Here is a 14,361-nt window from a genome sequence, read left to right as displayed (position 1 = left end):
GATTGTACAGAATAGAGGAAATCTTGTCAAGAACAGAACGGCTAAGAAATGATGACTTTACATAAACATTACACTATCCGGTAATGTTCGGAATAAATGACAGATAAGATGCAGATACTAATGCATGTAGATGATAATAGACAGTTATGCAGATATCATTGCCTGATGTTGTTGGTGCATGACCGGATCTATGAAATCTGCGAGAAAGACTGACAAATGTCAAGGAGGTAAGAACGATGAGAAGTTCAACAGAAACCTATCATGAGGTAGCAGAACGTTGTAGTGCTTATGAAAAGACATGCCATTGCAACAGCATGACCAACAAAGCGGATGGTGAAAAGAGTTGCTTAAACTGTTCCCATTTCAGCAAGGACGAACATTGTAAATTAGATCTTTATGATCCGATTGTAAAGAATCTGAAATAACAGGAAAACAGAACTGAAGGGTTCACCCCTGACCGGTCAGCCGGAAAAGACTTAGAAAATGAGCCTTTTCCGGCTTTTTCAGGCACATACGTTCTTTTCATAATTGACACATATTCAACTAATTGATATACTTTTAGATTAGAAAAATGGAAAGGTATGTGTATCGATGATAAGTGCAAATAACGTAACATTAAGATTTGGAAAGAAAGCTTTATTTGAAGATGTAAATATTAAATTTGTACCGGGTAACTGCTACGGACTGATCGGAGCAAACGGAGCCGGTAAATCAACCTTTTTGAAGATCCTTTCAGGAGAGATCGAACCATCAAAGGGCGATGTCACAATGGATGAGGGTGAGCGTCTGTCTGTATTACAGCAGGATCATTACAAGTTCGATGAATACACAGTACTCGATACTGTTATCATGGGAAACAAGCGTCTGTATGAGATTATGAAAGAAAAAGATGCGATCTATGCAAAAGAAGATTTTACAGATGAAGATGGTATCCGTGCTTCTGAACTTGAGGGTGAATTCGCGGATATGAACGGATGGGAAGCAGAATCCGATGCGGAGACCTTGTTAAATGGTCTGGGTGTAGACACAGAATATCATTATATGATGATGAAAGATCTGGATGGTGGACTGAAGGTTAAGGCACTGCTTGCGCAGGCGTTATTTGGCAATCCCGACGTTCTCCTTCTCGATGAGCCTACGAACCACCTGGATATGGATGCGATTGCATGGTTGGAGGAATTCCTGATCAACTTTGAGAATACCGTTATCGTGGTATCCCATGACCGTTATTTCTTGAATAAGGTATGTACTCAGATCGCCGATATCGATTATGCAAAGATCCAGTTATATGCCGGTAACTATGATTTCTGGTATGAGTCCAGTCAGTTGATGATCAAGCAGATGAAAGAAGCGAATAAGAAGAAGGAAGAGAAGATCAAGGAATTACAGGAATTCATTCAGAGATTCTCGGCAAATGCTTCCAAGTCCAAGCAGGCAACTTCCAGAAAGAGAGCACTGGAAAAGATCGAACTGGATGATATCAAGCCATCCAGCCGTAAATACCCATATATTGATTTCCGTCCAAAGAGAGAGATTGGAAATGAAGTATTGACTGTATCACATATCTCAAAGACGGTAGAGGGCGAGAAACTGTTAGATGATGTATCATTCACAGTAGGACATGATGATAAGATTGCATTTGTCGGACCAAATACAAAGGCAACGACAATGCTGTTCAAGATTCTTGCAGGAGAAGAAAAGCCGGATGAGGGAAGTTTTAAGTGGGGGGTTACAACTTCACAGGGCTATTTTCCGAAGGACAATACAAAGGAATTCGATAATGACCTGATCATCGTAGATTGGCTGACACAGTATTCGGAAGAAAAGGATGCAACTTATGTACGAGGCTTCCTTGGAAGAATGTTATTTGCCGGTGACGATGGTGTCAAGAAAGTAAAGGTTCTGTCCGGTGGAGAAAAGGTTCGTTGCATGTTATCCAAACTAATGATCATGGCTCCAAACTGCCTGATCTTAGATGAGCCTACAAACCATCTGGATATGGAATCTATTACAGCATTGAATAATGGACTGATCAAGTTCCCTGGTGTTATTCTGTTCTCGTCACAGGATCATCAGTTCGTACAGACAACAGCAAACCGTATTATCGAACTTACCAATACAGGTCTGATCGATAAGCAGACAACATATGATGAATATCTGGCAAATGATGAGCTTGCAAGAAAACGTCAGATCATGAACATGGATGTTGATGGAGAAGATTAAGACAGAGATTAAGATGGCAGACAGGGGATGTTTCATATGAAGATGAGATTAGAAAAGCCTGAGATTGCAAAGCGGGCAGGCGAAGAAGGAAAGATTTATTCGTTTGGCAAGGAAATATGGCGGTTTATCCTGGTATTCCTGGTCGGAAGCTTTATTGCAGGTTTGATTCCTGCAATATATGAAATGTACCTGTTCCTGTCAGATATGGAAATGTTTGACCAACTGCAGCGACTGTTCTTAAACGGAGATTCATCTTTTTCGGATATGATGGAACTGGCAACCAATATGACAGACGGAATGTATATACTTACATTATTCTGTACACTGATCCTGATCATTTCTGTTCTGATCTATTGTAATAAGATAGAAAAGCGTTCCTATTATTCTATGGGACTTGTTAAGAAAGATGGAGCAAAGCATTATGTACAGGGCTTGCTTATTGGCGCGGTATCCTTTTCTCTTTGCGTACTTGCAGGTGCTGCTCTTGGATTTATAAATATTAAGGGATGGAATCAGAACTGCAATCTGCTGATCGTGCTTTTGTATTTTATCGGATTTTTGGTACAGGGCTTCAGTGAGGAGATCGCATTCCGAGGATATTTTATGATAAGCCTGATGAAACGAAGCTCGGCAGTAAAAGCTGTTCTTGTGAATTCACTGGCATTTGCATTCTGCCATATGTTGAATCCGGGACTTACGATTCTGGCATTCCTCAACCTGCTGCTGATCGGAATATTCCTGTCACTGTATGTGATAAAAACAAATGACATCTGGGGTGCAGCGGGCTACCACAGCATGTGGAATTTTGTGCAGGGAACCTTTTATGGAATCTCTGTCAGCGGAACCAACGTAGGAAGTGCTGTTCTTTCCTCTGAAATCAAACCGGAAAATATATTCCTGACGGGCGGTAAATTCGGCATGGAGGGCAGCATCGTGGCAACTGTCGTGATGGCAGCAGTCTTAGTCCTCGGAATGCTTTACTATAATAGAAAAGAAACAAAACAGAATATAGCTGGATAGAAGAAGATCACACAGGGTTGTCTTCGGAGTGAATCCGTTATATGAATATACCCACTATAACATGACGTTTGCGAGGATTTCGTCGCAAGCAACACATTGCCAGTAAATACGGGTGCTTGTCTGAGCCGAAGGCGAGTTAGCACAGAAGTATTTACGAATCAGGCATGTGTTGCGAGCAGAAACCGCAGCAAGTCATTTATAGTGGGTATATTTATATTTGGATCACTTCAGAGACAGTCCTGTGTGATCTTCTTCTATATAGGTATTATTTATAGCTCCAATCCGAGATCGAAGATGAAGTTACAGATCTGCTTGACACGCTTCTGGTTGTCCTCGGATACGCCGGGAAAACAGATGTAGACATCGTTGTATCCCGGATTCAGTTTCTTTGCGAAGTCGGTATCGCTGATGTTAATTGCATATGGAGCACTCTTTCCTGTGTAAGCAGGAGAAGTTGTGATCTGGTCGTTGTAATCAGCGGTGAAAATATCATACAGATCGGAAGGCAATGCTTCACCCAGTGTATGAATGATCGAACTTTCACTTAAGTATTCCAGTCCCCGTTTATTTGTGATGATAATATCGTAGTAGTTTTCATCACAGAGAGTAGGAAATGCAATGTAGTTTCCGCTTTCGGCATCTTTGGATGCTTCGTTGGTGCTAATGCTTGGATCATACTTCAGATCCAGAACTTTCTGAAATTGATAATTGTCATCAAAACCATAGTAGTTCCAATAATCAGCTTCTATGACAGAGGTATCAAGTGCTTCCAGATCTTCACAGTTTACAACCGCATAGGAGAGTGCAATCGGTTTGTTGCCGCGGAAGAATGCAACTACGATCAGGCTGATTGCGATGATCACGATCAGCGGTAGCAGGATCTCCATCTTATACGCATATAAAAAGTATTGTAACTTCTGCACCAAGGTCATTCCTTCGGTCGTTTCCTTTAATCGTTTTCTTTTTGCTGCCCGACGCTCCTTACGGGACATGGTTGCAAATTCCAGTTTGTCCTCAATCTTAAGATCTTCCTTTGGTGGAACCTTGCGTGGATCTTTGAACTCGTGCGGCGGCTCCTGTTTGTTTTCGATAGTCTGTACCTTTACCGGTTCCTTCTTTTCGACGGCAGCCTGAGTATTGACAGTTTCCTGTTTAGTTTCGATATTTTGTGCCTTAGCCGGTTTTGCTGTTTGCACAGCAGTCTGCTTTTTTGCCTGTACATTGGAAGTTGCGGAGGTATGGTTGTTTTTCTTCTTTTTCTTTTTGCTGTTGCTCATAGTGTTTCCTTTTCTACTTATATAATAATGATAAGTATAACACAGATGGAAATGGATAAAAAGAAGCAGGCGTGGTAAAGAGTATGAAAAAAGAATGAAAATATAAGAAATGAAATATAAAGAATATGTATTTAGCAGGTCATAAAGACGTGTACCTTGAAAAAAACAGAATTAGCGATATGCGTTGTGGTAAAAACGTATACATTTTAACGAATCCGCAATGCACATTATATATAGATGGAGTTATACAGAAAGAGAACTGCAACTACGCGAAAAATGAGACAACGGAAAGATAAAGATTTAAATTGTATGTCAATTGAGCTAAAATTGTGGAAATAGTATAAATAAGCAGTGTCGCAAATTGGTAAATTTTTTTTAACGAAAATTTAAAAATGTACAAAAAAGATAAAAAAGAATAAAAAAGGGCTTGCCAAATTAGATAATATGTCCTATAATAAGCCTATGTTGACAAGGAAATTTGTCAATAATATCTTAAGAAAGCCACATACATAATCATGTTTGACATATTGTGCCAATGATAAGTCAATCAGATTGTGTATAATAAGTGGCAGGCATTCCAGTAAATAATACAGATGCAGATGTCAATCCGCAGAAGTATGAATGAAAGGAATAGCACACATATTTTAAAAGGAGGGTTTTTTTGTGAGAAAAATCAAAAAAGCATTGGCTCTTTCATTAGCACTTGCTATGGGATTATCACTTGTTGCTTGTGGTGACAAGACAGATAACTCAACAACAGAGTCAAAATCATCAGAAGCAACATCAGAGGCAGCATCATCAGAGGATGCATCATCAGAAGAAGCATCATCAGAGGACGCTTCAGGAGCAGCTAAGATCGAAGCTCCTAGTACAGATGGATGGGATGACAGCAAGAAGATCTACGCTTATTCATGGGATGAAGATTTCTCAAAGAAGCTGAACGTTGTTCTTGACAAGTTCCCAGAGTACAAGGATTACGTTGAGTTCGTAACACTTGGTCTTGGTGGAACATCAGATGACTACAAGACAGCTATTGATACAGCTCTTACAAGCGGAGACAAGTATCCTACACTTATCCCAGCTGATAACGATGTAGCTAAGTACTGGTCAGAAGATGATTCAAAGACAGCTAATCTGTATGACTTAGGTTTCACAGATGAGATGCTTGCTAACTCATACGACTTCGCTAAGCAGTATGGTACAACAGACGGCGAGCTTAAGTGCGTAACATGGCAGGCAACAGCAGGTTCTGTATACTACAGAAGAGACATCGCTAAGAAAGTTCTTGGAACAGATGATCCTGCAAAGGTTCAGGAAGCACTTGCTTCATGGGATAAGTTCTTCGAGACAGCTGAGACATTAAAGGCTGCTGGATACAAGATCGTGTCTGGTGCTCCTGATGTTAAGTATGCTATCTGGGATACTCAGTCACAGCCTTGGGTAACAGATGACGGTTCAAAGGAAACTCTTACACTTGACAAGTCAGTTACAGAGTATCTTGAGACAGCTAAGAAGATTTACGATGGTGAATATTCAAACAACACATCTATGTGGGATAATTCATGGGCAGCAGATATGAAGGATGATTCTAAGGTATTCTGCTACTTCGGATGTCCTTGGTTCATTGGTTCAATGCAGGGTAATGGTGCTACAGATGGTAACTGGGGAGCTGTTACAGGCCCTACATCTTATCACTGGGGCGGTACATATGTATGTGTAGGTAAGGATACAAATAACCCTGAGTTAGCTGCATTCCTTCTTTACGAATTAACATGTGATCCAGACGTAGGTGTTGAAATTACAAACCAGACAGGTGACTGTGTAAACAACAAAGAAGCTAATGCTAGACTTATCGCTGGCGAACTTAGCGCTGACAATGCAGCAGCTAAATTCCTTGGTGGCCAGAATCCTATCGAAGTATGGGCAGCATCAGCAGAAGGTATTAACCTCAGCAACTTAACATACCAGGATGCTTCAATCAAGGCATTTATTGATGAAGCTTCTACAGCATACAATTCAGGAACATACAAATCAGTTGATGAAGCTGTTAAGTATATCCAGGATAAGTGTGCATCAGAATTAGGTATTTCAGCTGAATAATCCCTAAAAACTGATTAAGTAACACAATTTGCACGCATCAGTAATGAAAGTTGCTGGTGCGTGTGTACTATAAACGATTAATTTTTAGGGGGTGCTCTTACACAATGAAAAAGAATAAGACAGTTGAATATGGAAAATATGGTTTACTTTTTCTCATTCCATTCTTTCTTGTATTCTTAGTTTTTCAGCTGTATCCTCTTCTTTATACTTTTTATAATTCATTTATCTATTCCGCTAAAAATGGTAGATATGTAACTGAGACGGTTGGTCTTGGAAACTTTACAAACTATGTATTTGCAAAGACTGGTAGCGAGTTCTGGCAGTCATTAATGGTAACAGTAGTTCTGTGGATCTTAAACTTCATTCCACAGATTTTATTGGCTTTACTTCTTGCTGCATGGTTTACAGACATCAAGATCAAGTTAAAGGGAAGCGGTATTTACAAGGTTATCATGTATATGCCTAACATTATTACAGCAGCTACAATCGCCGTATTATTCTACGGTATGTTCGAGGTTAATGGTCCTATCACGACTATTTTCAAAGACCTTGGCTGGTGTGATAAGGGTGGTATCTTAAATCATGGCTGGGCATCATTGATCATCATTGCTTTCATTCAGTTCTGGATGTGGTATGGTAACACAATGATCGTTCTTTGTGCAGGTATCTTAGGTATTAACCCATCCCTGTATGAGGCTGCAAGCGTGATGGTGCTTCATCTAAACAGCAGTTCTTCAAGATTACACTTCCATTGTTAAAGCCGATCTTACAGTATACACTTGTAACATCAGCTATCGGTGGTTTACAGATGTACGATATTCCTCAGTTGTTCAATGAGGGCGGTCCTGTAGTTGTAACAGGCAGTGGATCATCCGTTAATTCAACAACAACAGTCGTAATGCTGGTTAAGAAGTATGTAAGTGCCGGAGGTACACAGGATTATGGTAAAGCCGCTGCATATTCAGTTATGCTTTTTGCATTCACACTGATTATCAGCTTACTGTTCTACAAATTAACAGCAGAAAAATCATCAAAGGATGGAAAGTAGGTGAACAAAGTGGATCAGACAGAATCAAAAGTATCAGGAGGCAAGATTGTCAGATACGTCGTTTGTATCTTGCTTTGTTTCCTGTCAATATTGCCATTTTATATTTTGATCATTAACTCTACTTTAAAGTCAACAGAAATTGTTACAGGTATTAAATTGATACCGGGTGGAGAATTTATTACAAACTTCAAAGGTTTGTTAGCAGGTAGTGAAAAAACAAGTGGTGTTAACGTACTTCAGGCTATGTTAAACTCTTTATTGGTTACTGTTCCGGCTACAGTATTGCAGATCTATTTCGGATCATTAACAGCTTATGCAGTTACAGTATATAACTTCAAGTTAAAGAAGTTTGCATGGGGCTTTATTTATGCGATCATGATGATTCCTCAGCAGGTATCAATCGTTGGTTTCATTAAGATTTGTAACTTAACACACTTATACGGATCATTCTTAGCACTGATTATTCCGGCAATCGCTGCTCCTACTACTGTTTATTTCATGAAGCAGTACATGGAAACAGGTCTTTCAGTTGAGATCGTTGAAGCAGCCAGAATCGATGGATCGGGAGAAATGCATACATTCAATACGATTGTACTTCCGCTGTTGAAACCGGCTATGGCAACACAGGCGATCTTCGGATTCGTTGCATCATGGAATAACCTGTATACACCTTCAATTATTCTTGCAACAGAGAGACAGAAGCAGACAATGCCTATGTACGTTTCAGCGTTAAAGGCAAATGATAAGTCAAGAGACTGGGGTCAGATTTACTGTGGACTTTTCACTACAGTACTTCCAATTCTGGTTATGTACTTCTTCCTTTCTAAGTACATTATCGCAGGTGTAGCACTTGGTGGTGTAAAGGAGTAAATAGGTCTTTTATAAAATATAATGTAGGTATCGGAAGCCATGGGCGATCGATACCCACATTATATATACTGAATAAGTGAGGAGAAGCTGCGGTAGCAGGTTCTCTATATTTTTGTTTATGAGGATAATTTGATGAATGAAATGACAAACAATCAAGACAACAAGAATAGCGGAAGGGATAAAGAACCGTTTTTGAGACGGGCAATGGATGCATTTGGAACAATGTTTGCACTGAATATCTGTTTTGTAATAGGATGTATTCCGATTTTTACGATTGGTGCATCATTTACTGCATTGTATGCAATGTGCATCCGACTTCAGGAAGATGAAGAGGAAACTGTTGTTTCTGGTTTCATTCATGAGTTTAAGCGTAGTTTCAAACAATCTACGATTGCGTTTTTACTGTTGCTCGTTGCAGTTGCTGTAATGTTGGCTGAATATATTATGATCAAACGAGTAACAGGATTTATTTCAACATTTTATACATTTGTGCTTATAATTGAGGCAGTATTAGTTGCACTTGTTGTACCGTTTTTATTTCCATTAATTGCAAGGTATAATAATACGTTGAGTATCACGGTAAGAAATGCAATGGTACTTTCAATCACTTATCTGTGGTCATGGGTAAAGGTCGTTATCGCATGGTTTGTCCCGATATTTATCTGTGTGAAATATCCGGTTGTGTTTGTGAGTATCTGGTATATGTGGTTGTTGCTTTTATTTGGAGCAATTGCGTGGGGAACAACACATACGATGCGTAAGATATTCCGTTTGAATGAACAAAGGATCATTGACACTGCAGAGAAGGAGAGAAAAGCTGCGGAAGAAGCGGCAAAGGAAGCTGAACTGGATGAACAGGAATCAGTGGATGAAGAGGGAAAATAAAAGAAAAACAAATTGTATTCTTTCAAAATAAAATAAAGGAAAAAGAAAAAGTCTGTAGAATAATAAAATTGTACGGACTTTTTTGTTATATTCGTTATATTGACCATGGAGGATGGTGAAATATGCTGATTCGTGAAAAACAGGAGCAACAGGAACATGAGATTCTGAATCCTTATGCATCATTCAGTGATCAGAGCAGAGGCAGGGATCGGGAAGAAGAACAGTGCGATCTTCGGACAGTCTATCAGCGGGACAGGGATCGGATCATTCACTGTAAGGCGTTTCGTCGTCTGAAGCATAAGACGCAGGTATTTCTATCACCGGGAGATGATCATTACAGAACCAGACTGACGCATACCCTTGAGGTGGCGCAGATTGCAAGAACGATCGCAAGAGCACTTCGACTGAATGAGGATCTGACAGAGGCAATCGCACTTGGTCATGATCTGGGGCATACGCCATTTGGGCATGCAGGAGAACGGGCATTGTCCAGATGCTCCGGCAGGTCATTTCAGCATAATGAACAGAGTGTGCGTGTGGTGGAAAAACTGGAGAAAAAAGGAGCAGGACTGAATCTGACCTGGGAAGTCCGGGATGGTATGCTGAATCATAAGACCTCCTGTACACCGGCAACATTGGAAGGAAAGATTGTCCGCCTTGCAGATAAGATTGCATATGTAAACCATGATATGGATGATGCCATCCGCGGTGGTATTATGAAAGAATCGGATCTTCCGATCAGTATTGTAAAGGCTCTTGGAAGCAATACAAGAGATCGGCTGGATTGTCTGATCCATGACGTGATCGATACAAGCTATGGTACGGATACAGTTGAGATGTCGGAGGAGATCGGAGATGCATTATCAGCTCTCCGCAGATATATGTTTGAATATCTGTATACGAATCCGGTGGCAAAGAGCGAGGAAGTAAAAGCAGAAAAGTTATTAGAGATATTATATGATTATTACATGGAGGATCAGTCAAGATTGAACAATGAAAGTATAGAGATGCTCTATATGGGTGAAGATCTTGCGACGGTGATTTGTGATTATATAGCGGGGATGACAGACAACTATGCGATCGAGACATTTAAGGAGATTTATGTTCCGAGTGCATGGCAGGGTGTCTGAGATGAGACTGCAATCCGTAAGGAGGATGTGTTTAGACAGAACCTTATGGACGTATAGATAGAAAGTAGTTGAATTGGAAAGGAAGGGTAGTCGTTGTACTATTCAGATGAAGTTATAGATGAGGTGATATCCAGAAATGATATCGTGAATGTGATATCCGGGTATATCAGCCTCAGGAAAAAAGGAAGGACATTTGAAGCCTGTTGCCCATTTCATCATGAAAAGACACCGTCTTTTAAGGTGGACCGGGACAAGCAGTTGTATCATTGTTTTGGATGCGGAGCCGGAGGAAATGTATTTACATTTATCATGGAATATGAGAATATGTCATTTCCGGAAGCCGTCCAGTATCTGGCAGATAAGGCAGGCATGACGCTGCCGGAGAGTAATCAGTCCGGTCAGGATGCATCAAGAGAGAAATATAAAATATTGCTTCGGGATATGAATAAGACCGCAGCAGCATATTTTCATTACATCATGCGGCATACAGAGCATGGAAAGAAAGCCTATGAGTATTTTAAGGGCAGAGGTCTTTCGGATGAAACGATCAATCAGTTCGGTCTGGGATATGCAGACATTTACCGGGATGATCTGTATCGTTACTTGAAAGGAAAAGGATATACAGATGCAGAGTTAAAGGACTCCGGTCTGGTCGTGATCGACGAGAAAAATGGCGGATCGGACAAGTTCTGGAATCGTGCGATGATACCGATCCTGGATATCAATGGTAAGGTGATCGGATTTGGTGGACGAGTCATGGGTGATGGAAAACCAAAGTATATCAACACCAGTGATACAGTTGTATTTGATAAGAGCCGGAATCTGTTTGCGATGAATATTGCCAGGAGAAGCCGGCGAAAAGGGTTTATCTGCTGCGAGGGTTATATGGATGTCATATCCATGCATCAGGCGGGCTTTGATAATGCGGTAGCATCACTTGGAACTGCATTTACCTTTGGACATGCCAATATATTGAAGCGATATACAAATGAAGTATATTTGGCATATGACAGCGATGGTGCAGGTGTTGCGGCTACGCTGAAGGTTATATCGATCATGCGTGAAGTAGGTATCTCGGCGAGAGTCATTAATATGCGGCCACATAAGGATCCGGATGAATTTATTCAGACACTTGGCAGTGAAGCCTTTGAGGAGCGAATCAAGAATGCAGAAAGCGCGATCATGTTTGAGGTTCGTATGTTGTCGGAACAATACAATCTGAACGATCCGGAGGAGCGAACCTCCTTCCACAATGAGACAGCAAAACGACTGGCACAGATAGAAGAAGTGCTGGAGCGTAATAATTATATAGAAGCGGTATCGAACCTATACCATATTGACAAGTCAGGTCTTACAGATCTGGTACACAAATACGGAATTGCAGGTGTTCCGCGGTCAGAGATTGTAGAACGGGAAGAACGGCGGGCAGAGCATGAAAGCAGAGCTGCCGATCCGGCAAAGAATAAAGCAATGAAGCTGCTTCTGACATGGATGGTCAACGAACCGGGATTATTTCAGAAACTGGATGGAATCATTGATGAAACCTGTTTTGAAGATGGTGTTTACCGGGTAGTGGCTGATAAGCTGTATTCCCAGTATCGGGAGAATGGCAGGGTAGAGCCTGCGAGCATCGTGACGACATTTGAGTCGTTGGAGGAACAGCGGCTGGTGGCAGAGATGCTTCAGACGAACATCGGAATTGATATGACGCAGGAAGAAATTAACAATGCAGTGACCGATGTTGTAAAAAAGATAAGTTTAAGCAGTATAGAAGATAAGCTGGCAAAGACAAATGATATAAGCGAGATGCAGAGCCTCATACGTGCCAAAGCGAATCTTACAAAACTGCATATTTCCTTATAGAATGGATAAACTATTATATATTTATGGAGGATCATGATTTATGGAATCAAAAGAGAATAAAGAGCAGATTGAAGAGAAATTTCAGGCGAAGCTGCAGGGCCTGCTTGAGATGGCAAAAAAGAAAAAGATGGTAATTGAAGATACAGAGATCATACGTTACTTTAATGATGCAAAAGAAATTGAGCTGAATCTGGAACGGATGGAGCAGATCTTTTCATTTTTAGAGAGCCACAATGTAGATATTCTGACGATCACAGAAGAGGATGACGATGAGGAGCTTTTGTTAGAGGATCTGGAAGAGGATGTGGATGTAGATAAGATCGACATTTCTGTACCGGACGGTGTCAGCATCGAGGATCCTGTCAGAATGTACCTGAAGGAAATTGGTAAAGTACCTCTTCTGAGTGCAGAGGAAGAAATTGAACTGGCAAAACGTATGGAAGAAGGTGATGAGCAGGCAAAACAGAAGCTTGCAGAGGCAAACCTCCGTCTGGTTGTCAGTATTGCAAAGCGTTATGTCGGACGCGGTATGCTGTTCCTTGATCTGATCCAGGAAGGAAACCTTGGACTGATCAAAGCAGTAGAAAAATTTGACTACAGAAAAGGTTATAAATTCTCCACATATGCAACATGGTGGATCCGTCAGGCAATTACAAGAGCAATCGCAGATCAGGCAAGAACAATCCGTATTCCGGTTCATATGGTAGAAACGATCAACAAGCTGATCCGTGTATCCAGACAGTTATTACAGGAACTTGGCAGGGAGCCACAGCCGGAGGAGATCGCAGAAGTTATGGATATTCCGGTTGAACGTGTGCGTGAGATTTTGAAGATTTCGCAGGAACCGGTATCCCTGGAGACACCTATCGGTGAGGAGGAAGACAGCCATCTGGGTGATTTTATTCCGGATGATAATATGCCGGTTCCGGCAGATGCTGCTGCATTTACTTTATTGAAGGAACAGTTGGTTGAGGTACTTGATACGCTGACCGAACGTGAAAAGAAGGTACTTACCCTTCGTTTTGGTCTGGAAGATGGAAGAGCAAGAACACTGGAAGAGGTTGGTAAGGAATTTAATGTAACCAGAGAGCGTATCCGTCAGATCGAGGCAAAGGCTCTTCGGAAGCTCAGACATCCAGCAGAAGCAGAAAACTGAGAGATTATATATACTAAAATAGGGATGGAGAGCATATGATAGAACTGTCGAAACGGATGCAGTCGGTTGCAGATATGATACAGCCGTGTGATGCAGTCGGAGACATCGGCTGCGATCATGCATTTGTATCGATATATCTGGTAGAACAGCGCAGAGCAAAACGGGTGATCGCATCCGATGTCAGACGGGGACCGATTGCGATAGCAAAACGGAATATTGAAGCAATGAACCTGTCGGATCAGATTGAGATTCGTATGGGTGACGGGCTTGATACAATTGTGCCGGGCGAGGTAAACGCTGTTGTTCTGGCTGGAATGGGCGGTATGTTGATGATCGACATTCTGGAACGCGGCGAAGAGGTGGTTACACGTTGTGATCAGCTTGTGCTTCAACCACAGTCGGATATTGAAAAGGTCAGACGATATCTGGCAGAAAAAGGATATCATCTTGCAGATGAACAGATGCTGATCGACGCCGGAAAATATTATAACCTGTTGGATGTAAGGGTTCATGAGATGGTGCAGAAGGATGAATATGATTGTTCAAAGCTTGCTGATGACTGGTGCTATATGTATGGTGGAAGCCTGTTACGAAAGAAAGATCCGGTTTTACGGTCGTGGCTGGTAAAACGGCGGGATACAACGGCCGGGCTGATCAACAGCCTAAGTGGTAAGAATACGGAGAATGCGGCAAAACGGCTGAAGACAGTAAAAGCAGAACAAAAGACCATTTGTGCAGTTTTGAAGCAGGTATATGGCATAGATGGATGACAGAGATCGTGGATGATAT

Annotated in this window: 12 protein-coding genes and 1 pseudogene; 12 read left to right on the top strand and 1 reads right to left on the bottom strand. The window is 41.2% G+C overall.

The window, feature by feature from the left end; translation table 11 throughout:
- The first annotated feature begins 236 nt into the window (after positions 1-236).
- The 3 genes from DXA07_RS11105 to DXA07_RS11095 all read left to right on the top strand — a co-directional run bounded on the left by DXA07_RS11105 (position 237) and on the right by DXA07_RS11095 (position 3,243).
- Positions 237-425, top strand: a complete 189-nt coding sequence (locus DXA07_RS11105; RefSeq protein ID WP_021943509.1) for a hypothetical protein — start codon at positions 237-239, stop codon at positions 423-425.
- 166 nt (positions 426-591) lie between these two features.
- Positions 592-2,223, top strand: a complete 1,632-nt coding sequence (locus tag DXA07_RS11100) for an ATP-binding cassette domain-containing protein (RefSeq protein WP_008401240.1) — start codon at positions 592-594, stop codon at positions 2,221-2,223.
- Between the two features lie 36 nt (positions 2,224-2,259).
- A complete protein-coding gene (locus tag DXA07_RS11095) occupies positions 2,260-3,243 on the top strand; it encodes a CPBP family intramembrane glutamic endopeptidase (RefSeq protein ID WP_173784124.1) in 984 nt (327 codons plus the stop codon).
- Positions 3,244-3,512: 269 nt separating this feature from the next.
- On the opposite strand, the gene DXA07_RS11085 is transcribed toward DXA07_RS11095, so the two are convergent.
- Positions 3,513-4,520 carry a hypothetical protein gene (locus DXA07_RS11085; RefSeq protein WP_118484648.1) on the bottom strand — a complete coding sequence of 336 codons (1,008 nt, stop codon included), beginning with the start codon at positions 4,518-4,520 and terminating at the stop codon, positions 3,513-3,515.
- A 663-nt stretch (positions 4,521-5,183) separates the two neighbouring features.
- Here DXA07_RS11085 and DXA07_RS11080 point away from each other — a divergent pair.
- From DXA07_RS11080 to DXA07_RS11045, 9 genes and pseudogenes are all read left to right on the top strand, one after another.
- Positions 5,184-6,620, top strand: coding sequence for an ABC transporter substrate-binding protein (locus DXA07_RS11080; protein WP_117823275.1), 1,437 nt, complete (start codon positions 5,184-5,186; stop codon positions 6,618-6,620).
- 104 nt (positions 6,621-6,724) lie between these two features.
- On the top strand, positions 6,725-7,378 hold the full coding sequence (locus DXA07_RS11075; protein WP_243015447.1) for a sugar ABC transporter permease: 654 nt from the start codon (positions 6,725-6,727) through the stop codon (positions 7,376-7,378).
- Entirely contained in the window at positions 7,372-7,668 is a 297-nt protein-coding gene (locus tag DXA07_RS13585; RefSeq protein WP_243013955.1) for a hypothetical protein, read from the top strand. The genes DXA07_RS11075 and DXA07_RS13585 overlap by 7 nt, the downstream gene beginning before the upstream one ends.
- Positions 7,669-8,538, top strand: coding sequence for a carbohydrate ABC transporter permease (locus DXA07_RS11070; protein WP_117823278.1), 870 nt, complete (start codon positions 7,669-7,671; stop codon positions 8,536-8,538). It begins immediately after the preceding gene.
- A 132-nt stretch (positions 8,539-8,670) separates the two neighbouring features.
- Positions 8,671-9,423, top strand: coding sequence for a YesL family protein (locus DXA07_RS11065; RefSeq protein ID WP_118484646.1), 753 nt, complete (start codon positions 8,671-8,673; stop codon positions 9,421-9,423).
- A 122-nt stretch (positions 9,424-9,545) separates the two neighbouring features.
- Complete coding sequence (locus DXA07_RS11060) at positions 9,546-10,553, top strand: deoxyguanosinetriphosphate triphosphohydrolase (RefSeq protein WP_117823282.1); 1,008 nt, start codon at positions 9,546-9,548, stop codon at positions 10,551-10,553.
- A gap of 93 nt (positions 10,554-10,646) precedes the next feature.
- On the top strand, positions 10,647-12,416 hold the full coding sequence (dnaG, locus tag DXA07_RS11055) for a DNA primase (protein ID WP_118484644.1): 1,770 nt from the start codon (positions 10,647-10,649) through the stop codon (positions 12,414-12,416).
- 40 nt (positions 12,417-12,456) lie between these two features.
- A pseudogene (gene rpoD, locus DXA07_RS11050) lies at positions 12,457-13,589 on the top strand (RNA polymerase sigma factor RpoD).
- Between the two features lie 18 nt (positions 13,590-13,607).
- Positions 13,608-14,342 carry a class I SAM-dependent methyltransferase gene (locus DXA07_RS11045; protein ID WP_117808764.1) on the top strand — a complete coding sequence of 245 codons (735 nt, stop codon included), beginning with the start codon at positions 13,608-13,610 and terminating at the stop codon, positions 14,340-14,342.
- Positions 14,343-14,361 lie beyond the last annotated feature (19 nt).

It is taken from the genome of Clostridium sp. AM54-37XD, assembly GCF_003478225.1.
In the GTDB taxonomy this organism is placed as follows: Bacteria; Bacillota; Clostridia; order Lachnospirales; family Lachnospiraceae; genus Coprococcus; species Coprococcus ammoniilyticus.
Note: the sequence above shows the minus strand (reverse complement) of the source record. Positions and strands in the feature narration are given on the sequence as shown.

Excerpts from the sequence above, each read along its gene's own strand:
- DXA07_RS11105 (WP_021943509.1), top strand. The coding sequence starts at position 237 with ATGAGAAGTTCAACAGAAACCTATCATGAGGTAGCAGAACGTTGTAGT.
- DXA07_RS11100 (WP_008401240.1), top strand. The coding sequence starts at position 592 with ATGATAAGTGCAAATAACGTAACATTAAGATTTGGAAAGAAAGCTTTA.
- DXA07_RS11095 (WP_173784124.1), top strand. The coding sequence starts at position 2,260 with ATGAAGATGAGATTAGAAAAGCCTGAGATTGCAAAGCGGGCAGGCGAA.
- DXA07_RS11085 (WP_118484648.1), bottom strand. The coding sequence starts at position 4,520 with ATGAGCAACAGCAAAAAGAAAAAGAAGAAAAACAACCATACCTCCGCA.
- DXA07_RS11075 (WP_243015447.1), top strand. The coding sequence starts at position 6,725 with ATGAAAAAGAATAAGACAGTTGAATATGGAAAATATGGTTTACTTTTT.
- DXA07_RS11065 (WP_118484646.1), top strand. The coding sequence starts at position 8,671 with ATGAATGAAATGACAAACAATCAAGACAACAAGAATAGCGGAAGGGAT.
- DXA07_RS11060 (WP_117823282.1), top strand. The coding sequence starts at position 9,546 with ATGCTGATTCGTGAAAAACAGGAGCAACAGGAACATGAGATTCTGAAT.
- DXA07_RS11045 (WP_117808764.1), top strand. The coding sequence starts at position 13,608 with ATGATAGAACTGTCGAAACGGATGCAGTCGGTTGCAGATATGATACAG.